The following is a 22896-nucleotide window of genomic DNA, read 5'->3' as shown; positions in this document are numbered from 1 at the left end:
TTACCGGCGGGTTTCTTTCAATGACCCCGAGCCGGGGCGATGGTCAGATCCGAGCTGAGCACCTGACGGGTGTCGTCACCGTCGACTATCCACCGTTGTTCCAGGGTGTCGTAGAAGATCGCTCCGGGCGTATCGTCGAGGAGGCGAATGCCTTCGATGCTCAGGAAGGTGGTTGCCAGGCGATCATCCGCCTGGTGTGCCTGGATCTCCCGCAGAATGTGCGGGATCAGGGTGGGGCGCCGAATATCCATGCTCAGCAGCCTTGCCTTTGCCCCATCGAAGTCAATCAGATAGCGATTACCGGATCGGAGCACTACCTGCACGCTCTCCTTGGGTTGGCCAGGGGCGTGGGCCTGTTCGAAGAGCAGCAGCACATCGCCAATCACAATCGAGCTTTCGCCAACACGCAGATCGGCGTAGTCCAAGTCGTGGGATAACGTGTCGGTGTACACAGTCCAGGCTGACGACTGAGTCTCACCCGTCGTGGACAGGCGCAGAGTTGCCCCGGGGCTGGGGTGAATTTCGTAGGCGCTGGCATTGCCTTCCAGCACATAGATGCCTTTGTGTCGGCGTTCCGGCACTGTGATTTTCTGTGGTTTACCGGCTAACCGTATGACTTCGTCCGCGCAGCGGTGGAAAAGATAATGGCCATTTCGCTCGCGTAGGGCATGGCGCCCGTCGACCCATCGTTTGCCGGGTTGCCGATGGTCATCGAGATAGGACATCTGCGGTTCGCGAACCCTGTAGGAAATGCCATCGCGCATCACCAGGATGATTGAATGCACCAGTGTCACGCCGGCAGACATGAGCACGCCCGCTACGTTCGTTGGCGCACCTGCGCCGTTCTTTAACCAATGCTTCAGGGTTAACCGAGTGTGGCCCACGAACTGCAACGTCAGGCTCATGTCGCTGTAGGTCAGGTAGCTGAACTGACCGATGTCCCGACGGGTTACGTGATACTGGGCGCGCACGCTCCGGAGCTCAGCGCTGTCATAGTCCAGGTACAGCGTGGTGGTGGTTTTATCCTGCTGTTCCTGGATCTCGAAAACCGGATCGTTACATCCCCTTGGGATGAAAAAATTCGCGAGGGGGGAGTGTGGTAGAACCCCGGCGCCGCCATTGAAGAGGGTTGCAGCGGTTGGCGATACGCCGTGTTCCAGCACAACCACTTCGATTGCGTGATCGTGGATCGATTCCAGCTTGCCTGGCAGATCCGGCTTGAGGGTAAAACCGTCCCGCGTGATGAATAACACAGCGTCATTGCGTAGCTCGCGGTGAGCATCAACCGACTTATAGACATCGATGATGCTGACTTGCCGGGGCATGTCGTAGCCGTCGGCACCGCGAAGCATCGTTACGTTCAGCGACGTGCCTTGGACCTGCCAGTGCGCAATCGCTTCCATGGGACAATCCAGCTCGATGACGCTCAGTTCCAGGCCATCTTCGCGGATGACCACTTCGCCGCCATTGAGCGCCACGAAATAGCGATCCTTGCCCTGGCCGCCATCGACTCGGCTGTTGTTGCCCATAAGGCGAAACACATCGTCGCCCTGTCGACCGGTGGCGGTGTCATCGGCGCCGTTGAGCGTGATCGTGTTGGCCTCCCGGCTGCCCAGGACCCGACTGCAACCGCCGGGCACTGTCTCGACGTTTTCGATATCGGTCATCGTTGCGTAGTAGACCGGCGCGGTGTCGTCGAGGGACTTCAAAAGGGAAATTCCCTGGCGCAGATCGACCTCGTGACCGATGTAGGTCAAGGTGTTCAACGGCGCGACCTGTCCCTGCAAGGACACCGTGTCTATACCGGCGCCGCCATGTAACGCATTCATGGCGGCCGTGGTGGGTGCCTTGAGGGTTTCGTTGACCTGGAAGATAAACGCGTCGTTTTCACCGCCCCCCGTCAGGTTCTTTTTACCGGTGGTGAAACTGAAATAATTGGATTTGTCCTGCACGCCGAAGACCTGGTCGTCACCGCCTCCCAGTTGCCAGTAAATGCCTTTGTTTTTCCCCGGTTCGCCGACGCTGAGCCCAGGCACTTTATCCAAGCCATTGGCGGCGTAGATCACATCGCCGCTGTCCACCACGGTGGGCGTATTGATCGCCTGATAGGGTTCCTCGCCGTCTTTCCAATAGAATTTCCAATGCTTGACCGGTTGCATCTCGACGTCGAATCGGCCACTGACGATGGCGCCTATGCTGGATTTCATTTCCCCGTCCAGCAGCTTCTGCGCTTGTTCCTTCAAGGCCTTGGCATAGCTGGCTCGCGTATGTTCGACCTGATAGCGTTCCAGTACGCTGGCGTCCAGATCCTGCCCCGTGAACGCAAACCAGCCCGAGCGCCAGCGCTCATTGACGCTGAGTTCGATGTAATCGTCGATATCGTCCACTTGGCGAACCGCACCATAAATCCGGGCGCCCAGGATCAGTGTGGCGCACGCGAGCAATCCCAGTGGACCGGCAGAACTGAAGCCAGCCAGCGCTGCGACGCCGATCGCCACCGAGAGGCCGGCACTCGCCAGGCTGAAGCCAGCGTTGACATAGTGATCCATCGCCTGCTTGCCCGTGGTGTGGACCGCAGCGTCCAAGGCTTTGATAGCCAGGTAGATATCGAAAGGCAGCGTGAGGACGGCGGCCATCAGCCCCGCGCCGCGAATCAGCCATACGCCTTGCGAGGTGGCCAGGAAACCCTTCAACACTTTGTCGCCGTTGCGTAGCGTCTGGCGCAGCATCTCCTTGTTCTGAACCAGCATTTTCCCGGTTTGCGTGAGCCCGCGCTCGACGAACATCGACGTCGCTTCGCCGCCAATTTCCCCAGCGCTGATCCCGGCTTCAGCAAAATTGCCTTTTTGCAGACCGTCACGGATCCCTAGCACGCCTCCATAGATTCCATACGCTTGCATGCCCAGGCCGGCGGTGATCACGCTATTGGACTTCAGCTTATTGACCCACTTCGGCATGCCAGGCGGAACCGGCAGGGTTTTTTTCGCTTCTGCGGCGCGCAGTGTCTTGAGCAGTTTGTCGAGCTGGATCATCGACGTACTGGGGATGTGGCCCGGCGCTGTGTCAAAAATCGGCGGCGTGCCGGGTGATCGAACGGACGCCAATTCGTAGAGCAACAAAGTGGCATCCGGAGCATCGGCCGAAGGCTGGGCCTTGATGTGCTGCTCGACTTTAAGCGGGTCGAACTGGAGGGTGTCGACCAGCGCCCCGTCCGGCTGCAACAAGGGCGGTGATTCAGTCCCAGTGCCAAAGTCGTCGAGCCGCGCACCCATGCGATGAAGCTCGGCACGGCTGACCCTCAGTTCACCGATTTTTACCGGTCCAAGACGCCTGTCCAGCGTCCGAAGCTGCTCCGATGACACGGGAGCAGACCTGGGCCGAGGCTGGGCCGACGTCGCAGCCCGGGTCGAGGCGAGATCGGTGACCAGTACGGAGGTCATCCGCTTCACCTCGTGCTGGGCGGATTCCTTTCCTGAAGAGAGTGACATCGATAATTCCCTTTATCGTGAAGTCCTGTCGAACGTCCTCCTGACATTCGTGCGCGCATGGTAAACCGCGCCGGCCTCTGCGGTTCAGCTGAAATGTGTCTTGATGCAAATGGCCCGTCAGGCTATGCGTCGTTGCCGCACCAGGTGCTTGAACCCTTCCAGCACCAGTACAGTCACGGCCAGCCAGATGGGAATGTAGGTCAGCCATTCTTCGGCCTGGATGCTTTCGCCCAGCAGCAGTGCAACACCCAGTAGCAATACTGGCTCCACGTAGCTCAACAATCCGAAGAGGCTGAACGGCAGCAGGCGGCTGGCGACGATATAGGCCACCAGTGCCGAGGCGCTGATGACGCCGAGCAGCGGGATCAGCAGCGACAGCCAGGGGTGTTGATTGAAAACGCCGAAACCCTGTTCTCCGCTTTGTACGAACCAGAGCGCCAATGGCAGCATCAACGTCATGTCCAGCCAGAGGCCGCCCAGGTTGTCGGTACGCAGGCGTTTACGCAGGATGAAGTAGATCGGGTAGCCGATGACCACGAGCCAGGTCGCCCAGGAAAGACCGCCCACCCGGTAGAGCTCGTTGAGCACACCGAGGGTGGCGAAGAGCACGGCGATTTTCTGTAGGCGGGACAGGCGTTCGCCATAAACGATGCGCCCGGTCAGGACCATCGACAGCGGCAACAGGAAGTACCCCAATGATACGTCCAGGCTGTAGCCGTTGAGCGGTGCCCACATGAACAGCCACAACTGCGCGCCCATCAGTGCCGATGACACGATCGCCCCGAGCAGCAGGCGTGGTGCGGCGACCAGGCGTGCGACCAGGTCCGAGACCAGTTTCCATTCGCGGGAGATCATCATGAACGCGGTCATGCACGGCATCGTCAACAGCATGCGCCAACCGAAAATCTCCAGGCCGGTCAGTGGCGTGAGCAGCGAGGTGTAGTAATACATGACGGCGAACAGGACGGATGCCGCGACGGATAAAGCGATGCCTTTGGACAAGGTGATTCTCTTGAGGACATTCAGCTCAACACAATGGTTTCTGTCAGGAATCGGTGTAGGTTACGACGTACGTGGCACGCGCCCCGGCACGAAGTGACTCACATCGTTGAAGCCCGGCGTCGACGCATGCCCCGGCGTGACCAGCGAATCGATGAACGCTTCATCTTGCGCGGTGATTTTCACCGCCTGCGCCTTGGTGTACGCATCCCATTGTTCCTCGGTGCGCGGCCCGACGATGGCCGAGGTCACGGCGCTGTTGTTCAGCACCCAGGCGATGGCGAACTCGACGATGCCCACGCCCCGATCCTGGGTGTATTGCAGGATCTGCTGGGCAATGCGCAGGGATTCGACCCGCCATTCGGTTTCCAGGATGCGCTTGTCCTGGCGTCCGGCACGGCTGTTGGCGTCCGGTGCCACGTCCGGCGCGTACTTGCCACTGAGCACGCCTCGGGCCAGGGGGCTGAACGGCACCACGCCGAGGCCGTAGTTCTGCGCAGCGGTGATCTGCTCGGTTTCCGCCTGGCGGTTGACGATGTTGTACAGCGGTTGGCTGATCACCGGACGGTCGATGCCCAGGCTGTCGGCAATGCGGATCACCTCGGCGATGCGCCAGCCGCGATAGTTCGACAGGCCCCAGTAGCGGATCTTGCCCTGGCGAATCAGGTCGCCGATGGCCGACACGGTGACATGCAGCGGCGTGTTGTGGTCTTCGCGGTGCAGGTAATAGATGTCCAGGTAATCGGTGCCCAGGCGCGTCAGGCTGGCCTCGATGCCGTTGAACAGGTGCTTGCGGCTCAGGCCGCTGCGGTTGGGCACGCCGTCCGGCGGGCCGAAACCGACCTTGGTGGCGAGCACCCATTCGTGGCGGCGACTGGCAATCGCCTCGCCGACGATTTCTTCGGAGCGACCGCCGGTGTAGACGTCCGCGGTGTCGATGAAATTGATGCCCTGGTCCCAGGCCTTGTCGATGATCCGCAGCGAATCCTCGGTGCTGGTCTGTTCGCCGAACATCATGGTGCCCAGGGTCAACGTCGAGACTTGCAACCCGGAATGGCCTAGCGTGCGGTAGCTCATGACAAGATCCTTTTATCCATGGGGAAAGGCTCAATCAAATACCAGAACCGCCGCCTGGATCCAACCGTTTTTCTCAAACACCGCGAAATCGACTGTGGGATCAGGGATCAGGCCCGCAGGGTGCGGGTCATGCGCAACGCCAGCAGGCTGCCGCAGACAATCACGCCCGCCAGCAAATACAACGCCGCATCGGTCGAGCCGGTGGCGTCCTTGACCCAGCCCACCAGGTAGGGGCTGAGGAAACCGGCCATCTGGCCCATGGAGTTGATCAACGCCAACCCACCGGCTGCCGCGCCGGCGCTGAGCAGGGCGGTAGGCACCGGCCAGAACATCGGGAGGCCGGTGAGGGCGCCCATGGTGGCGATGGACAGGCCAAGGATGGCAATGGCCGGGGTGGTGGCGAAATTGACCGCGATCAGCAAGCCCACCGCGCCCATCAACATCGGCACGACCAGGTGCCAGCGACGCTCCTTGTGCAGATCCGCCGAGCGGCCCACCAGCAACATGAACAGCGCAGCCAGCAGATACGGAATCGCACTCAGCCAGCCGATCACCAGGTTATCGCTGAAACCGAGGTTCTTGATGATCGACGGCAGCCAGAAATTGATGGCGTATACGCCGCTCTGGATGCAGAAGTACACCAGGCCAAAGGCCCAGATCGCCGGGTTCTTGAACACGGCCGCCAAGGAGTCGGTGCTGGTTTTCGGCTTGTTGGCCAGGTCTTCGGCGTGGTCGGCGGTGAGCACCGCGCGTTCATGATCGGTCAGCCAGGTGGCTTTGGCGAAGGTGTCGCTGAGCAGGAAGAACGCCAGGGCTCCGAGGATCACCGTCGGAACGCCTTGCAGCAGGAACATCCACTGCCAGCCCGACAGGCCGCCCTGGCCGGCGGCGAAGTGGTTGAGAATCCAGCCGGAGAACGGGCTGCCCAACAGGCCGGATACGGGAATCGCCGACATGAACAGCGCCATGATCCGACCACGGCGGAACGTCGGGAACCACTGCGAGAGGTACAGCACGACGCCAGGAAAGAACCCGGCTTCAGCGGCGCCGGTGAACAGCCGCAAGGTGTAGAACTGGGTCGGCGTGGTCACGAACAACAGGCAGGTCGACAGCGTGCCCCAGGTGATCATCATCAAGGCGATCCAGCGCCGTGGCCCGAACCTGGTCAAGGCCAGGTTGCTCGGCACGCCGCACAGCACGTAGCCGATGAAAAAGATCCCGGCGCCGAGGCCGTATACGGTTTCGCTGAATTTCAACGCGTCGAGCATCTGCAACTTGGCGAAGCCAACGTTCACTCGGTCCAGGTAATTGAACAAGTAGCAGATGAAAATGAAGGGGATCAGGCGCAGGGTGATGCGCTTGTAGACGGTATTTTTTTCGTCAGGGGTAGCCAGGAGGGCTGTTGCGCTCTGGGACATGGCGGGTCTCTCTTTATTATGATTTTGGCGTGCCAAGGGGTAACGTTGACTGCCCCTTGAGTCTCGGCCAGCCCAAGGTCCCGTGTCTTTGTGCCGGAGCACAGGGTTTGCAGGCCGACCCTGTGCGCCTGACCAATCCTCCGGGCGACGCACCACAAAACAACAATCATGCCGCTTGCAAGGAACTCCCATGTTCGAACTCGATCACGACCTGGCGCAGGACATCGTCGACCGGGCGATGACGATCTTGCCCTATAACGTCAACGTCATGGACAACCAGGGCCTGATCCTCGGCAGCGGCGAGCGCGAGCGCATCAATACCCGCCATGAGGGTGCGCAACTGGTCCTCGCCAATGGTCGGGTAGTGGAAATCGACGAGCACACCGCCGTGCACCTCAAGGGCGTGCAGCCGGGGATCAACCTGCCGTTGATGCTCGACCAGCGGCTGATCGGCGTGCTGGGCATCACCGGCGAACCCGCGCAGTTGCGCACCTACGCCGAACTGGTGCGCATGACCGCTGAAATGCTGCTCGGCCAACGCAACCAGCAGGCCGAGCAACAATGGCGCCGCCAGCGTTGCGATGACCTGCTGGCGTTGCTGCTGGGTGATGCCGGGGATTCGCCACGGTTGCTCGATGAAGCTCGGCAAATGGGCCTCAAGCCACAGCTGTCACGGGTGCCTTGTTTGTTTGAATTGGGCCTGGAGCATGGCCCCGGGCAAACCGTCGAGTCCCTGAGCGCCTGGCTGATGTCACGCTACCCGGACAGCTGGTGCCTGACTTCGTCCAAATCGTCGTTGCTCTGGTGCCGACCGGTCACGGCCTCGGTGGAGAACGAGCGGCTGCTGGGCAAGCTCGACGGCCTGGGCTGGAGCATCCTTCGAGTGGCGGTGGGCGGCCAGGCCGAAGGCTTGGCGGGCCTGCGCCGTTGCTACCGGCGGGTGGCGGACCTGCTGGCGTATGGTCGTGACGTCCTGCCGCAATCGCGCTTGCTGATCCTCAATCGCTACCGTCTGCCTGTGATGCTCTGGCGGCATCGCAGCGATGACGCCCTCGATGAACTGCTCAGCCCCTTGCGCAAAGTGATCGCCAAGGACAGCAACGGCCAATTGCTCGCTACGCTGCGAAGCTGGTGCGAACACGACGGCCAGAGCCAGGCTTGCGCAGACGCCCTGGGCATCCACCGCAACAGCCTGCGCTATCGCATGGAGCGCATCGCCGAACTCAGCGGCGTCGACCCGCTCAGGCTGGATGGGATGCTGGCGTTGTATCTGGGGGTCCAATTGTTGCCACATGATCCAGATTTACCGGCATGAACCCTTCGCGAGCCTGCTCGCGAAGGGGCCGGCAATGCCGGACCGCCATTTTTGTGAGTTTGACCAATAATGTCCAAGGAGTTTTGTGCGGCGGACCGGCGTCAGGGTCGTGTTCAGCTGGCAGCATGCTGTGCATCGGAACCGGAGAACAAAAATGAAAATAATCATCGCCCCCGACTCGTTCAAGGACAGCCTTAGCGCCCAAGGCGTGGCGCACGCCATCGCAGAAGGGTTGGCCCAGGTCTGGCCGGCTGCGCAATTGATCAAGTGCCCGATGGCCGATGGCGGTGAGGGAACGGTAGAGGCGGTGCTGGCGGCCTGTGATGGCCAATGGCGTGGGGCGCGAGTCCGTGGCCCGCTGGGCGCCGCTGTCGAAGCCCGCTGGGGCTGGTTGCCCGACAGCCGTACCGCGATCATCGAGATGGCCGAGGCCAGCGGCCTGCAATTGGTACCACCCGGGCAGCGCGACGCCTGTTCCAGCAGCACGTTTGGAACCGGCGAACTGATCCGCGCCGCCCTGGATGAAGGTGCCAGCCGGGTCATCCTGGCAATTGGCGGCAGCGCCACCAACGACGGCGGGGCAGGGGCGATGCAGGCTTTGGGCGTGGCATTGCTGGATGATCAGGGCCAGGCGCTACCGCCCGGAGGGCTGGCGTTGGGCAAACTGGCACGTATCGACCTGCGCGACCTGGACCCGCGCCTGGCCGGCGTGCGTTTCGAAATCGCCGCTGATGTTGACAACCCGCTCTGCGGCCCCCACGGCGCTTCGGCCGTGTTTGGCCCGCAAAAAGGCGCCTCCGCCGAGCAGGTGCAGCAACTTGACCGGGCGCTGGCGCACTTCGCCGGACACTGTGCCCAGGTGCTCGACCGTGACGTTAGCGACGAACCCGGCAGCGGTGCCGCCGGCGGCCTGGGCTTCGCCGCCAAGGCTTTCCTCAAGGCGCAATTTCGGACCGGCGTGGAAGTCGTCGCGCAATTGACCGGATTGGCCGATGCCATCGACGGTGCCGACCTGGTGGTCACCGGTGAAGGTCGTTTCGACGCCCAGACCCTGCGTGGCAAGACGCCGTATGGCGTCGCCCGCATCGCCCAGCGCCGCGGCGTGCCGGTGGTGGTCATCGCCGGTACGCTGGGGGAGGGCTACGAAGCGCTTTATGAACACGGTATCGATGCCGCGTTTGCCTTGGCGAACGGGCCGATGACGCTGCAAGAAGCCTGCACCGATGCGCCGCGCCTGCTGGCCGAGCGGGCCCGGGATATCGCCCGGCTCTGGCAAGTGGCGGCCCGCTGAATTGGCCCGCGAGGCCGTCGCCAGGATCCGTCAGCCAACGCAGATTGCCTTCGGACATTGACCCGCCCGCACACCCTGCGTAGCCTTGCGCCTTCGAGGTTCTTCGGCACGCGCCGAAGCTAAGAAGGGAACGCGGTCCAAGCCGCGGCTGCCCCCGCAACTGTGAACGGTGCTGTTTCTGCAAGGCCACTGTGCATGCCCTGTTACAACGGGCGCACGGGAAGGCGCAGCAAATTGCCAGCCCAGGCTTTGGATAAAAGCCTGTCTGGCCCGCCGTCAGCCAGGAGACCTGCCTCGACAATAGATTCTCACTACAACCGGGCGGGGTGATCCGGTGGCGAAATCTTCCGCGCACGCCCGTGCCTGCGGTTGTCGTCCCGTTTGCCCGCCACCTTGCCAAAGGGCATCCGATGAAAACACTGGCCAAACTCCCCGTCACCATCGTTACCGGTTTCCTCGGCTCGGGTAAGACCACCTTGCTGCGGCACATGCTCGACAACGCCCAAGGCCGGCGCATCGCGGTCATCGTCAATGAGTTCGGCGAGCTGGGCATCGACGGCGAGATTCTCAAGCAGTGCTCCATCGGTTGCACCGAAGAAGAAGCCAACGGCCGAGTATATGAACTGGCCAACGGTTGCCTGTGCTGCACCGTGCAGGAGGAGTTCTTCCCGGTAATGCGCGAATTGGTGGCCCGTCGCGGCGACCTCGACCACATCCTCATCGAAACCTCCGGCCTGGCCTTGCCCAAGCCGTTGGTCCAGGCCTTCCAGTGGCCGGAAATCCGCAGCGCCTGTACGGTCGATGCGGTGATCACCGTGGTCGACAGTCCGGCCGTTGCCGCCGGCACCTTCGCCGCGTTCCCGGACAAGGTCGATGCCCAGCGCAAGCTGGACCCGAACCTGGACCATGAATCGCCCTTGCACGAGCTGTTCGCCGATCAACTGGCGAGCGCCGACCTGGTGATCCTCAACAAAGCCGACCTGATCAATCCCGAAGACCTGGCAAAAGTCCGCCTGGAAGTCGCCGAAGAACTGCCGGCAGCGGTCAAGGTCATCGAAGCCAGCAGTGGTCGCCTGCCGCTGGACGTGTTGATCGGCCTGGGCGCCGGTTCCGAAGAACACATCGACAGCCGCCACAGCCATCACGACCACCACCATGACGGCGATGATGACGACCACGATCATGACGCCTTCGATTCGATTTCCATCGAACTGCCCCAGGCTGACGAAAGCCTGCTGCTGGACGCGCTGACGCAACTGGTGGTCCAGCACGACGTGCTGCGGGTCAAGGGCTTCGCGGCCATCCCGAACAAGCCGATGCGCCTGCTGATCCAAGGCGTCGGCACCCGTTTCGACAAACACTTCGACCGCCAGTGGGGCGCCGACGAAGCGCGGGTGACGCGGCTGGTGCTGATCGGCCAGGCGCTGGATGCCGGGCTGCTCGAAGCGCAGTTGCGCGCCGCCCTCAGCGTTTAAGCCATGCACCTGCTCAGGACCCAGCCCGGCGGTTTCGTGTCGGATGACAACATTGCCGACCTCGGGCAAACCCCCGCCGAGCTGGTGATCCTGTGCAGCGGCGATTCCAGCCTGGCGCTGCTGGCTGAAGCGGCTCGGCAGTTGCCGGACGATTATCCGCAGTTCCGTCTCGCCAACCCGATGCAGGTGCAGAACCACGCCTCGGTGGATCTGTATTTCGACGATGTGCTGCAACACTCCAAGGTCATCCTGCTGTCGCTGCATGGCGGCATCGGCTATTGGCGCTACGGCATCGAGCGCTTGATGGAACTGGCCGGGCGCGGCGTGCAGTTGATCCTGGTGCCGGGGGATGATCGTCCCGACCCGGAACTCAGCGACTTGAGCAACGTGCCTGTCGAGGATCGCGATCGCCTCTGGCAGTTTCTCCGCCAGGGGGGATTGGAAAACGCCCTGAACCTGTTCCGGCATCTCGGTTGCCAATGGTTTGGCCGCGATTATCCGTGGGCCGAGCCACAGCCCTTGGCGCGCACGGCGATCTATCATCCCGAAAAAACCAACGCGACCCTGAGCGATTGGCAAGCCGACTGGCAGTCCGACAGACCCGTGGCGGCGTTGCTGTTCTATCGCTCTCACCTGCAAGCCGCGAACACCGCGTTCATCGACGTGTTTTGCCAGCGCCTGCAAGCAGCGGGGCTCAATCCGTTGCCGATCGCCGTGGCGAGCCTCAAGGAGCCTGGCTGCCTGGCGCAGGTGGAGGATTGGCTGGACGAGGCAGGGGCGGGGGTGATTCTCAACACCACAGGATTCGCCCAATCCAGCCCCGAAGCGCCGCATCTGCGGCCGTTTCGCCGCGATATCCCGGTGATCCAGGCGATCTGTGCCCAGGACAACGAACCCGGCTGGCGCGCCAGCGAACAAGGCCTGGGCCCGCGGGACCTGGCGATGCACATCGCCTTGCCGGAACTGGACGGGCGCATCATCAGCCGGCCGATCAGCTTCAAGGACCTGGCCTGGCGCAGCGAGCGCAGCCAGAGCGATGTGGTCTGCTACCGGGCGGTGCCCGAGCGCATGGATTTTGTCGCCGGCCTGGCCCGGCGCTGGACCACTCTGGCGCGGCTGTCCAACCACGAGAAGCGCGTGGCGCTGATTCTTGCCAACTACCCGACCCGGGACGGGCGCATCGGCAATGGCGTCGGCCTGGATACACCGGCGGCGGCGTTGAATATCTTGCGGGCGATGCAGGCCGAAGGGTATCCGCTGTCCGCCGAGCTGCCGGCCAGCGGCACCGCGTTGATCCAGCAATTGCTCGGCGGGGTCACTAACGATCTGGACAGCCTCGATCTGCGGCCTTGTCACCAGAGCCTGGCCCTGGACGTGTATCAGGCCCTGTTCGACGCGCTGCCCGAGGCCAATCGCCAAGCGGTGCTGGAACGTTGGGGCGCACCCGAGCGGGACCCGATGTTCCGTGAGGGGCGCTTGATGGTCGCCGGCCTGCGCCTGGGCCTGACGTTCGTCGGCATCCAGCCGGCGCGGGGCTATCAAGTCGACCCGAGCGCGGTGTACCACGACCCGGACCTGGTGCCGCCCCATGGCTACCTGGCGTTCTATTTCTGGTTGCGGCACACCTACGGCGCCCACGGCGTGATCCATGTCGGCAAGCACGGCAACCTCGAATGGCTGCCGGGCAAGGGCGTCGGGCTGTCGGAAAGCTGCTGGCCGGACGTGCTGCTGGGGCCGCTGCCGAACATCTATCCCTTCATCGTCAACGACCCAGGCGAGGGGGCCCAGGCCAAGCGCCGCACCCAGGCAGTGATCATCGACCACTTGATGCCACCGCTGACCCGGGCCGAAACCTACGGGCCGCTGCGTAACCTGGAACTACTGGCCGACGAATACTACGAGGCGCAACTGCTCGATCCGCGCCGCGCCAGGGAATTGCAACGGGACATCCTGGCCCTGGTGCGCGAGACGCACATCGACCGCGAACTGCAACTCGACAGTGCCCTCGACAGCGACGCGGACGCGGCGATCTGGCTGCCGCGCCTGGACACCTACCTGTGCGATTTGAAGGAATCGCAGATTCGCGACGGCCTGCACATCTTTGGCGAGTCGCCTGGCGGACGGCTGCGCATCGACACCTTGCTGGCGCTGCTGCGCATTCCCCGTGGCGACGGCAAGGGCGCGCAGTCGAGCCTGTTGCGGGCGCTGGCGAAGGCGTTCGGGCTGGGTTTCGACCCGCTCGACTGTGCCTTGGCCGAGCCTTGGTCCGGCGAACGTCCCGAGGCTTTGCGCGACGTCTGCGACGAGCCTTGGCGCACCGTCGGCGATGGTCGGGAACGTCTGGAACTGTTCGCCGCGCGATTGATCGAGCAAGCCCTGGACGGCGAGATCGGGCCGCTCGACGCGCCGGGTTGGGAGACGGTGCACGGCATCATCGACCACCTGCGTTCCGTCGTTGCGCCGCGCCTGGATGCCTGTGGCCCGGCGGAAATGCGCGGCTTGCTCGATGCCCTGGGCGGGCGTTTCGTACCGGCCGGGCCCAGCGGCGCGCCGAGTCGTGGACGCCTGGATGTGCTGCCTACCGGGCGCAACTTTTTCTCCGTCGACGTACGCAACCTGCCCACCACCACGGCGTGGCGCATCGGCTTCCAGTCGGCGAACCTGATCCTCGAGCGGCACCTGCAAGACCACGGCGATCACCTGCGCCAGCTCGGCCTGTCGGTGTGGGGCACCGCGACCATGCGCACCGGCGGCGACGACATTGCCCAGGCGATGGCCCTCATGGGCGTGCGTCCGGTGTGGGCCACGGGCAGCCAGCGGGTGGATGATTTCGAGATCCTGCCGCTGAGCCTGTTGGACCGGCCTCGGGTCGATGTCACGTTGCGGGTGTCCGGGTTCTTCCGTGATGCCTTTGCCAACCTGATCCGTTTGTTCGATGCGGCGGTGCAAGCGGTTGCGGGCCTGGATGAACCCGACGACATGAACCCGCTGGCAGCGAAGGTCCGCGCCGAGCGCGAAGCGCTGCTGCAGTCGGGCTTGCCCCTGGAAGACGCGGTGCGTCAGGCCGGATGGCGGATCTTCGGCGCCAAGCCTGGTGCCTATGGCGCGGGTGTACAGGGCGCGATCGACGGTCGGCTCTGGCAGAGTCGCGAAGACCTCGCCGAGGTCTACCTCAACTGGGGTGGCTATGCGTATGGCGCGGGCGACGAAGGCACCGCCGCAAGGGCGCAGTTCTCCAGGCGCCTGAGCCAAGTGCAGGCCGTGCTGCAGAACCAGGACAACCGCGAGCACGACTTGCTCGATTCCAACGATTACTACCAGTTCCAGGGTGGCATGCTCGCCGCCGTGGAAACCCTCGGTGGCGAAGCCGCGGCCAGTTACCACGGCGATCACAGCCAGCCGGACCTGCCGAAGATCCGCACCTTGAAAGAAGAACTCAATCGAGTCATTCGTTCCCGTGCGGCCAATCCGAAATGGATCGACGGGGTCAAGCGCCACGGCTACAAAGGCGCGTTCGAACTGGCGGCGACGGTGGACAATCTGTTCGCCTTCGACGCCACCACGCAATTGATCGACGATCACCAGTACGCCTTGCTGGCCGATGCCTATCTCCTTGATCCGCATACCCGGGACTTCGTTCGCCAGCACAACCCCGACGCCTTGCGGGACATGACCGAGCGAATGATCGAGGCGCAGCAGCGGGGGATGTGGCAGGAACCGGGGGACTATCGCGAGGCGCTGGAAAACCTGTTGTTGGACATTGAAGAAGATGGCTGACTTTAGCCAAGACAGATATCTATGGTGATGGGATATATCTGTGGCGAGGGGATAAATCTCCTCGCCACAGATACTGTATTGCCTGAACCTCACCGGACAGCTTGAGAGAACGACATGACCGACACCCCGCATTTCCCCCTCGCCGCCGTGGTCGGTGCCGATGCGCTGAAATTGGCCCTGTGCCTGGCGGCCATCGATCCGAAGATTGGCGGGGTGTTGATCGAAGGCCCGCGCGGGATGGCCAAGTCCACCCTGGCCCGAGGGCTGGCGGATCTGTTGGCCAGCGGTCAGTTCGTGACCTTGCCGCTTGGCGCCACTGAGGAACGACTGGTAGGCACCCTCGACCTGGACGCGGCGTTGGGGCAAGGGCGCGCACAGTTTTCCCCAGGCGTGCTGGCCAAGGCCGACGGCGGCGTGTTGTACGTCGATGAGGTGAACCTGCTGCCGGATCACTTGGTGGACCTGCTGTTGGATGTCGCCGCCAGCGGAACCAACCTGATCGAGCGCGACGGCATTTCCCACCGGCATTCGGCGCGTTTCGTGTTGATCGGCACCATGAACCCGGAAGAAGGCGAGCTGCGTCCGCAATTGCTCGACCGCTTCGGCCTCAACGTGGCCCTCGACGGGCACACCGCCCCGGCCGAACGTGGGCAGATCATCCGCCGTCGCCTGGATTTCGACAGCGATCCAGCGGCGTTTTGCGCCGAGTGGGAGCCGGCCCAGCAACGGTTGCGTGAACGCTGCCAACAGGCCCGCACGTGCCTGCTCCAGATCCCCCTGGATGACACGGCGCTGGCACAGATTACCGAGCGCTGCTTTGCCGCCGGGGTCGATGGGCTGCGCGCCGACCTGGTCTGGTTGCGGGCCGCCCGCGCCCATGCCGCCTGGCGTGGCGCGCAAGCCATCGCCGATGAAGACATCGACGCGGTGGCCGAGTTTGCCTTGCGTCATCGCCGCCGCGAGCACACCGCACCGGCCCCAGCGCCAACCCAGGCACCAACCTCGAACCCGAATGAAACCAGCCAATCCCGTGAAGGACAGGGGCAATGGGGCGACCTGCCGGCTCGGGCATTGCCGACCGGCGCCCGTCGAGACGTGCCGAGCTGGCCAAAAAAGCCCTAGGCATTCGCCCCCGTTCGCCGATGGGGGCGAATGCCAGACCCCGTCCGGGACGGTTGGACCAAGGGCGCCAAGGCCACGGCAAAGCGGCGTCCAACGGCGCGATGGACTGGCCGGGCACGTTACTGAAAGGACGTCCGCGCTTGCTCGCAGACCTGCGTTTCAAATCGCGGCACCGTTCAGCCCATGAGCTGTGGCTGGTGATCGTCGATGCGTCGGCCTCGACCTGTCGTCATCGGGCCTTGAGCGACGGCAAGGGCCTGCTCGCGCAGCTGTTCGACGACGCCTACCGCCAACGCGCGCGGTTGGCGCTGTTGACGGCCAGCGGCGCCACGCCGACGTGGCAAGTGCAAGGGCTCAAGGCCTCCACCGGTCTGGGACATTGGCTCGACGCGCTAGGCGCCGGGGGCGGCACGCCGTTGCTGGCGGCGGTGAGCGAGGCGCAGCGTTGGCTGGCGTCCCGGCGCAAGCGCTTCCCGGCGGAACAACAACGGGTGCTGCTGATGACCGATGGGCGGGTGAAAGATGGCCAGCCCCTGTCACCCCTCGATTGCCCCAGCCTGTTGATCGACATCGAGCGCGGCCCGATCCGCCTGGGCCGGGCGCGGCAATTGGCGGGGCAGTTGGGGGCTGAGTATCGGCATATCGATGAAGCGACCTGAGTGTTGCGAGACTTACAAGGCCCCATCGTCGGACGCCGCCCGGAGCAGGCTCGCGATGGAATCGCCTCGGTTTCGATGACCTGCCACCAGATCAGCATTACTGCCCTATGCTCAGGCAACCTCAAAGGAGTGAAACCATGCGCGTACTCGTCACCAATCCCCAGGACGATTTCCGGGTCAAGGCCTACGCCGGCACCAACGGCGTCCTGCTCGCCATGGACCTCGCCGAACCACGGCGCAAGGGGTTGCTGGGCTTTGCCATCGAGAAGCAGCACGGTGACAAGCCCTGGCTGTTCCTGTTCAACAGCCTGACCTTCCCCGGCAAGGCCCACACTTTCCCCCAATTCCACGCCACGCCCAGCGACAAGGCGCCGTTGCAGAAATTTCGCTGGGCCGACTACGCGGTCAATCCCGGCGTGACGATCCATTACCGCGTGCACCTGGCCTATGGCAGTCCCGATGCGCCGCAGTTGGGCGAGTTCCTCGAGGTGACGGTCACCAGTGATGACGGCCAACCCGTCGACCAGCGGGTCATGTTCAATCGCGCCGTGGCCGCCAGCCAGGCGTTCCAGCGCAAGTTTCCCGAATTGGATGCGCTGATCAGCGCCAACCGGAAGCTGTCCATCGAAGACTGGCCGGACGCGCCGCGGCGCTGGCTGGAGAACGGTTTGCTGGGGCGCTTGGTCGGCTTCATCGACCGGGCCCTGGATGCCAGTTGGGCGTTGGACGTGGCCATCTACGAATACGAACTGCCGGTGATTGTCGAGGCGGTGAATGCGGCCCATGCGCGAGGCGCGCGGGTGAGGGTGCTTTACCATGCCCAGCCGGAGGACGACGCGACAATCAGCAACGAAGCCAGCCTGGAGAAGCTGCCAGCGGCGAACAAACGTGGGCGGGTCACCCACGGCATCTTCCATGACAAGTTCATTGTCCTGAGCAAAGTCGACTCGCAGGGGACCTCAACGCCCGAGGCGGTGCTGTGCGGCAGCACCAATTTCACCGCCAATGGCGTCTATCGCCAGGCCAACGTCATCCATGTGCTGGACGACCCCCGTATCAGCAAAAGCTATCGCCAGGTGTTCGAGCAGATCTGGGGGACGCCTGAGGACGTCGACGCCACCCGAGACTGGCTGACACTCAACAATCCCATGGTCGCCGACGAAAAACTCTTCGCCGGGTTCTCGCCCCGCAGCGGCAAGGGCGATCTGGATCGCTTTGTCGAGATCATCATGGCGGCGCGCAAAGACCTGCTGTTCGTCACGGCGTTCGTCTTGCCCGAGCGGATTCTCGATGCCTTGCTCGGTCAGCCGAATGACGACATCCTGCGCTACGGCCTGCAAAACACCACCAGCCGCATCACCGGTTTCCATGCCGACCGCACCGCCGAATTCGCCGCCACCGCGCTGCTCAATACCGGCCTGGAAGGTTGGCTCAGGGAAAACATGAAAGGCCAGAAGGGCAACCTGCTGGTTCACACCAAGGCCGTGGTCACCGACTTCACCAGTGACGCACCGACCATCATCAGCGGCAGCCACAACCTCAGCGCCGCCGCCAGCACCAGTAACGACGAGAACTACCTGATCATCCAGGGCGACACCGACCTGGCCGACCGCTACGGGCTTGAACTGCTGCGTTTCTACGAACATTACCGGTTCCGCTATTTTGCAAAAAAGCTTGCCCTCAAGCAGGTCAAGCCCCTGGCGCCGGACGACAGCTGGAGCGACGATTATTACCGTGACGGGGATCTGCGCAGGTTGTCGAGGCTGAGGTTCAGCGGCCACTAGGGCCTTCGCGGCGTTGCCATGAGCAGGGCGCACTATCGCAAGCCCACGTGGTCGTAACCTTCAACGCATCCACGCCTGAACGTGACGACCCATGGAGACCGAATGAATCAGGACGTCCCGAACACCGATACCAATCGCCGCCAGTTACTGCAGATCATCGCCGGGTTGTCGGACGGCGTGATACTCGTCGAGGTCGACCAGACCATCGCCTGGGCCAATGAAGCCGCCCTGGCCATGCACGGCGTCACGGAGCTCGGCGAACTGGGCGCCAATGCCAAGCAATACGCCAAGCGTTTCCATCTGCGCTACCGCAACAACCACCCGCTGCCCGAAGACAACTACCCCATTGCCCGCGTCGCTCGTGGCGATGAGTTCAGCGATGTGCTGGTGGAAGTCACGCCAGACGCCGACCCGGATCGGACCTGGGTGCATCGCATCCGCAGCATGGTCTTGAGCGACCGTGCCGGCGAGCCGGAGTACCTGGTGCTGATTCTCAGCGATGCCACCGAATGGGCCAGCGCCGAGCAACGTTTCGAGAGAACCTTTGCCGCCAACCCGGCGCCGGCGGTGATCTGTCGTCTCAGCGATTTGCGCTACATCAAGGTCAATGCCGGTTTCCTGGAGATGACCGGCTACAGCCGTGAACAGGTGATCGGGCGTTCGGTGTATGAGCTGGACGTGCTCGAGGCGGCCGAGAAGCGTGACCTGGCGATCGAGCGCCTGGGCCAGGGTGCGACCATTCCGCAGATGCAGGCGGAAATGCGCTTGCCCGACGGCACCAACAAACAAGTGATTGTCGCCGGTCAGCCACTGGACCTGCACGATGAAGACTGCATGCTGTTTTCCTTCATGGACATGGAGCCCCGACGCAAGGCCGAGACAGCGCTTCGCCAAAGCGAGGAGCGTTTTGCCAAATCATTCCGCCTGTCTCCGGTACCGACCCTGATTTGCAGCGCCGAGCAACAACTGCTGGAAATCAACGAAGCCTTTCTCCAGGCGACCGGTTACGCCAGCGAAGAGCTGCTGGGCAAGACCGTAGAGGAAATCGGATTTCTCGACAAGACGGCGGGTGCGACACTGTTTGCCCGGTTGGAAAAATCCGCCGCCGTGTCCAGCGTCGACATCAAGGTGCACAAGAAAGGCGGCGAACAGATCGATTGCGAAGTGGCGGCCGACACCGTGCTCATCCAGGACCAGCCCTGCTATCTGCTGGTGCTGATGAACATTACCGAACGCAAGCGCTCGGAGCTGGAACTGGTCGCCGCCATCGAAGAAGTGATGAAGGACGCCTCATGGTTCAGTCGGACGTTGATTGAAAAACTTGCCAACGTGAAAAGCATCAACGCGCAAACCCCGACGACGTCGTTCACAGAACTGACGGCCCGGGAGCGTGACGTGCTGGGGCTGATCTGCGAAGGGTTGGCGGACAAGGAAATCGCCGCACGCTTGAAGCTGGCCCCCAACACCGTTCGCAATCACGTGGCGACGCTGTATTCCAAACTCGACGTTCACAGCCGCAGCGAGGCGATTGTCTGGGCGCGGGAAAGGGGGCTGTTCTCGAACGAATGGCGGATGAAGGCACCGTGATGGCTAGTGCATATGCACCTGGCGCTTTGGTGCAAATTCGGGTTCTGCACGGTCGCTTACGTCCTTAGGCTGAGAGGGTGCGGCATAGCTATTGACGCCGCGTCCCCACGAAACAGTCAAGGAATACGCCACAATGCGCAACAAACCGTTCAAATGTGAGATCGACAGGACGTCCGCGGGAGCCAGGAGGCCGGGTGCGTCCACCGGTCATTTGCGACTTCGAAGCTGAGGTGCGACCGATGACCCATCTTGCTCCGCTACGTGCCCGTCTCGAGAAAAGTTTTGCCCCGCTGTCCTGCGAATGCAACCTTAATGGCGACGGCACGCTCACGATACGTCTGTACCACCAGGAAAGCGGCGAGGTCGACCTGGTGGTCAGCGGCATGAGCGTCGACAGCATCCGGTCCGAAGAGGGCCTGGAGAAGCTGATCGACGAACTGCGCTACGAACTGCTGAACACCCCGTTGCATCGCAGCGATCCGGCCTGATCTCCTCGCCGATGGGAGGTGATTGTGGCCAGGGGATTCATCCCCGCCCGAGTGCGAAGCGCTCGCCTTTGTAAGTCCTGCAAAAGGAGGGGCCTGCTTCGCAGGTCCAGCGGGGATTAACCCCCTCGCCACAAAGTACAGTTCCCACATGGGCCGCTCTCTACAGCAATGTCGCCCGGCAATCGAGCACCAGCCGGGCACCGCCCGACTCGCTGCGATCCACCTCCAGCGTGAACCCGTGCAAATTGACAATCGCCGCGACGATGGACAGGCCAAGGCCGAATCCGCCGTGCTGGCTGCTGCCCTCGGCGCGGTAGAAACGACGAAACACCGCCTTGCGTTCCGCCTCGGGAATGCCCGGCCCGGAGTCGAGCACTTCGATGCGGGTGCTGTCGCCCTGGTCGATCCCGCGCAGGATCACCTCGCCGCCCGGCGGGGTGAACTTGATGGAATTGCTCAGCAGGTTGGATACGGCCTCGAACAGCAACGCCCGGTCGCCGTTGAGCAGGGGCAGGCTGTCGGGTACTTCCAGCGTGAACACCAGCTCGCGTTCTTCAGCCAGCGGCAGGTAGAAGTCATGCAACTCCTGCAACAGCTGCAGCGGATCTAGGCGCATGAACCCGGAGCGACGCTGTTGATCTTCCAGTTCCGAGATCCGCAACAACCCGCGAAACCGCGCCATCAGCGTATCGGTCTCGGCAATTACCTGATCCATCTGCAACGCTTCGGGCGAGCCGTCCGCCGCTTCCTGCTGGATGCGATAGAGCTGGGCCCGCAGGCGCGTCAGTGGAGTGCGCAAGTCATGGGCGATGTTATCGCAGACGCCCTTGACCTCGTTCATCAGCCGTTCGATGCGATCCAGCATGGCGTTGACGATCGCCGCCAGCATGTCCAGCTCATCGCGGCGACTCGACAGTGGCAGGCGATGGGTCAGGTCACCGGCGACGATGGCTTCGGCACTGGCTTGCAGTTTGCGAATGCGCCGCAACGGCCGGCGCCGCAGCAAGTGCCAGCCGGCGATGCCCGGCAGGATGGTCAGCGATACGCCCCAGAACAGCGCGTGTGAAATGATACGTGTCACGGCGAACAACGAGCCGTTATCCCGCGCCAGCACCAGCCAGCGACCATCCTGGGTCCGGGTCGCTATCGCATCGCAACTGTCGGACGGCATGCTCGGGTCGTCGGAATCGACGCAACCGCCGAGCATATGGATCTTGCCATCCAGCGGCAGGTCGGCGGGGATGCGCTGGATCGGTCCGCTCAGATGACGCAGCGTCGGGTCGAACAGGCCGTAGGCATCGACGCCGCGTTCGTCGAGCGTCAGGCTGGCCATCAACGCGTCCTCCAGTTGGTCGCCATGGATACGGGCGAACAGGTGCTGGCGTTGCATCAGGGAATGTTTGGCGAGGCTGTCCAGATAGCCAAATACCTCGTAGTACATCACCCCCATCAGGATCGCGCTCCAGATCACGAACAGCGCACTGTAGAGCGCCAGCAGGCGGCTGCTGGAAGAGCGCCAGCCCTTAGCGGGGTTCAGCAATGACATAGCCGGAACCTCGTACCGTGCGAATCAGCGGTTCCAGGCCCGGCGGGTCGATTTTCTTGCGCAGGCGCCCGATGTGGACGTCGATCAGGTTGGTGCCGGGGTCAAAGTGATACCCCCAGACTTCCTCGAAAATCATCATGCGCGAGAGGATCTGGCCGCTGTTGCGCATCAAGAATTCCAGCAACTTGTATTCGGTGGGCAGCAGGCTGAGCAATTGCCCGTTGCGGCTGGCTTCGCGGCTGATCAGGTTCAGTTCCAGGTCCGCCACCCGCAGGACGGTCTCCGGTTCGCGGGCGCCGTTGTTGCGTCGCAGCAACACCTCCACCCGGGCGGCCATTTCATCGGTGGCGAACGGCTTGGTCAGGTAATCGTCGCCACCGGCGCGCAGGCCACGGACGCGTTCGTCGACATCGGAGAGGGCGCTGATCATCAGGATCGGCGTGGCCACCCCCATGGTCCGCAGCGTGGTGACGATGACCAGGCCGTCGAGCTCGGGCAGCATGCGGTCGAGGGTGATCAGGTCGTAGTCACCGCTGACCGCGCGTTCCAGGCCCTCGCGGCCGTTGTCGACCCAGTCGACGTCCAGGCCGTTGCGGGTCAGTTCGGCGACGATTTCCCGGGCGGTCACGGCGTCGTCTTCGATGGTCAGGATGCGGTTCATGGGCAGTACCGGGTGAGTAAATTGAGCGACTGCGCAGCATTCTGCCAAAGAATACCTGTCGGCTTTCTGAAAAAAAGTTCATGGGCACGAGCGGGGGCGTTTACTGGCCTGGATCAACACTTCGTCACAAATAATCCCTAACATTATTGCGCCGTGCACCAGCATGCTGCGCCCGTTGTCCTGTTTTGGTGCGCTGTCGCCGACGGGCA

The 22896-nt window shown here is 63.0% G+C and carries 15 protein-coding genes and 1 riboswitch; of the genes, 9 read left to right on the top strand and 6 right to left on the bottom strand.

Annotated elements, in window-relative coordinates; translation table 11 throughout:
• Nucleotides 1-17: 17 nt before the first annotated feature.
• The 4 genes from JZ00_RS01745 to JZ00_RS01730 all read right to left on the bottom strand — a co-directional run bounded on the left by JZ00_RS01745 (nucleotide 18) and on the right by JZ00_RS01730 (nucleotide 6982).
• Nucleotides 18-3440, bottom strand: a complete 3423-nt coding sequence (locus JZ00_RS01745; RefSeq protein ID WP_152668387.1) for a hypothetical protein — start codon at nucleotides 3438-3440, stop codon at nucleotides 18-20.
• A 165-nt stretch (nucleotides 3441-3605) separates the two neighbouring features.
• Nucleotides 3606-4490, bottom strand: a complete 885-nt coding sequence (gene rarD / locus JZ00_RS01740; protein ID WP_039592988.1) for an EamA family transporter RarD — start codon at nucleotides 4488-4490, stop codon at nucleotides 3606-3608.
• A gap of 60 nt (nucleotides 4491-4550) precedes the next feature.
• Nucleotides 4551-5564, bottom strand: a complete 1014-nt coding sequence (locus tag JZ00_RS01735; protein ID WP_039592989.1) for an aldo/keto reductase — start codon at nucleotides 5562-5564, stop codon at nucleotides 4551-4553.
• 107 nt (nucleotides 5565-5671) lie between these two features.
• Nucleotides 5672-6982: an MFS transporter gene (locus JZ00_RS01730; RefSeq protein WP_039592990.1), complete on the bottom strand. Its 1311-nt coding sequence runs from the start codon at nucleotides 6980-6982 to the stop codon at nucleotides 5672-5674.
• Between the two features lie 190 nt (nucleotides 6983-7172).
• Here JZ00_RS01730 and JZ00_RS01725 point away from each other — a divergent pair, with 190 nt between their 5' ends.
• The 9 genes from JZ00_RS01725 to JZ00_RS01685 all read left to right on the top strand — a co-directional run bounded on the left by JZ00_RS01725 (nucleotide 7173) and on the right by JZ00_RS01685 (nucleotide 20480).
• On the top strand, nucleotides 7173-8297 hold the full coding sequence (locus JZ00_RS01725) for a sugar diacid recognition domain-containing protein (RefSeq protein WP_039592991.1): 1125 nt from the start codon (nucleotides 7173-7175) through the stop codon (nucleotides 8295-8297).
• Between the two features lie 154 nt (nucleotides 8298-8451).
• Complete coding sequence (locus JZ00_RS01720; RefSeq protein ID WP_039592992.1) at nucleotides 8452-9588, top strand: glycerate kinase; 1137 nt, start codon at nucleotides 8452-8454, stop codon at nucleotides 9586-9588.
• 79 nt (nucleotides 9589-9667) lie between these two features.
• A riboswitch (cobalamin riboswitch) is annotated at nucleotides 9668-9899 on the top strand.
• A 99-nt stretch (nucleotides 9900-9998) separates the two neighbouring features.
• Entirely contained in the window at nucleotides 9999-11063 is a 1065-nt protein-coding gene (gene cobW, locus JZ00_RS01715) for a cobalamin biosynthesis protein CobW (RefSeq protein WP_039592993.1), read from the top strand.
• A 3-nt stretch (nucleotides 11064-11066) separates the two neighbouring features.
• On the top strand, nucleotides 11067-14840 hold the full coding sequence (cobN, locus tag JZ00_RS01710; RefSeq protein WP_039592994.1) for a cobaltochelatase subunit CobN: 3774 nt from the start codon (nucleotides 11067-11069) through the stop codon (nucleotides 14838-14840).
• Nucleotides 14841-14954: 114 nt separating this feature from the next.
• Nucleotides 14955-15962 carry an ATP-binding protein gene (locus JZ00_RS01705; RefSeq protein ID WP_039592995.1) on the top strand — a complete coding sequence of 336 codons (1008 nt, stop codon included), beginning with the start codon at nucleotides 14955-14957 and terminating at the stop codon, nucleotides 15960-15962.
• Nucleotides 15887-16621, top strand: a complete 735-nt coding sequence (locus JZ00_RS01700; RefSeq protein WP_230633450.1) for a vWA domain-containing protein — start codon at nucleotides 15887-15889, stop codon at nucleotides 16619-16621. Before JZ00_RS01705 ends, JZ00_RS01700 begins: the two co-directional genes overlap by 76 nt.
• A 137-nt stretch (nucleotides 16622-16758) precedes the next feature.
• Nucleotides 16759-18405 (top strand): phospholipase D-like domain-containing protein, encoded by a 1647-nt coding sequence (locus JZ00_RS01695; protein WP_039592996.1) that lies wholly within the window; start codon nucleotides 16759-16761, stop codon nucleotides 18403-18405.
• Between the two features lie 102 nt (nucleotides 18406-18507).
• Complete coding sequence (locus JZ00_RS01690; protein WP_039592997.1) at nucleotides 18508-19992, top strand: helix-turn-helix transcriptional regulator; 1485 nt, start codon at nucleotides 18508-18510, stop codon at nucleotides 19990-19992.
• Between the two features lie 239 nt (nucleotides 19993-20231).
• A complete protein-coding gene (locus JZ00_RS01685; protein ID WP_039593048.1) occupies nucleotides 20232-20480 on the top strand; it encodes a DUF1652 domain-containing protein in 249 nt (82 codons plus the stop codon).
• Nucleotides 20481-20640: 160 nt separating this feature from the next.
• Here the strand turns inward: JZ00_RS01685 and JZ00_RS01680 are convergent, their stop codons facing one another.
• Together JZ00_RS01680 and JZ00_RS01675 are read right to left on the bottom strand one after the other, a co-directional pair.
• Entirely contained in the window at nucleotides 20641-22026 is a 1386-nt protein-coding gene (locus tag JZ00_RS01680; RefSeq protein ID WP_039592998.1) for a sensor histidine kinase, read from the bottom strand.
• Complete coding sequence (locus JZ00_RS01675) at nucleotides 22004-22687, bottom strand: response regulator transcription factor (RefSeq protein WP_039592999.1); 684 nt, start codon at nucleotides 22685-22687, stop codon at nucleotides 22004-22006. Before JZ00_RS01675 ends, JZ00_RS01680 begins: the two co-directional genes overlap by 23 nt.
• Nucleotides 22688-22896: the final 209 nt, after the last annotated feature.

This window comes from Pseudomonas frederiksbergensis, assembly GCF_000802155.2.
Classification (GTDB): domain Bacteria; phylum Pseudomonadota; class Gammaproteobacteria; order Pseudomonadales; family Pseudomonadaceae; genus Aquipseudomonas; species Aquipseudomonas frederiksbergensis_A.
Note: the sequence above shows the minus strand (reverse complement) of the source record. Positions and strands in the feature narration are given on the sequence as shown.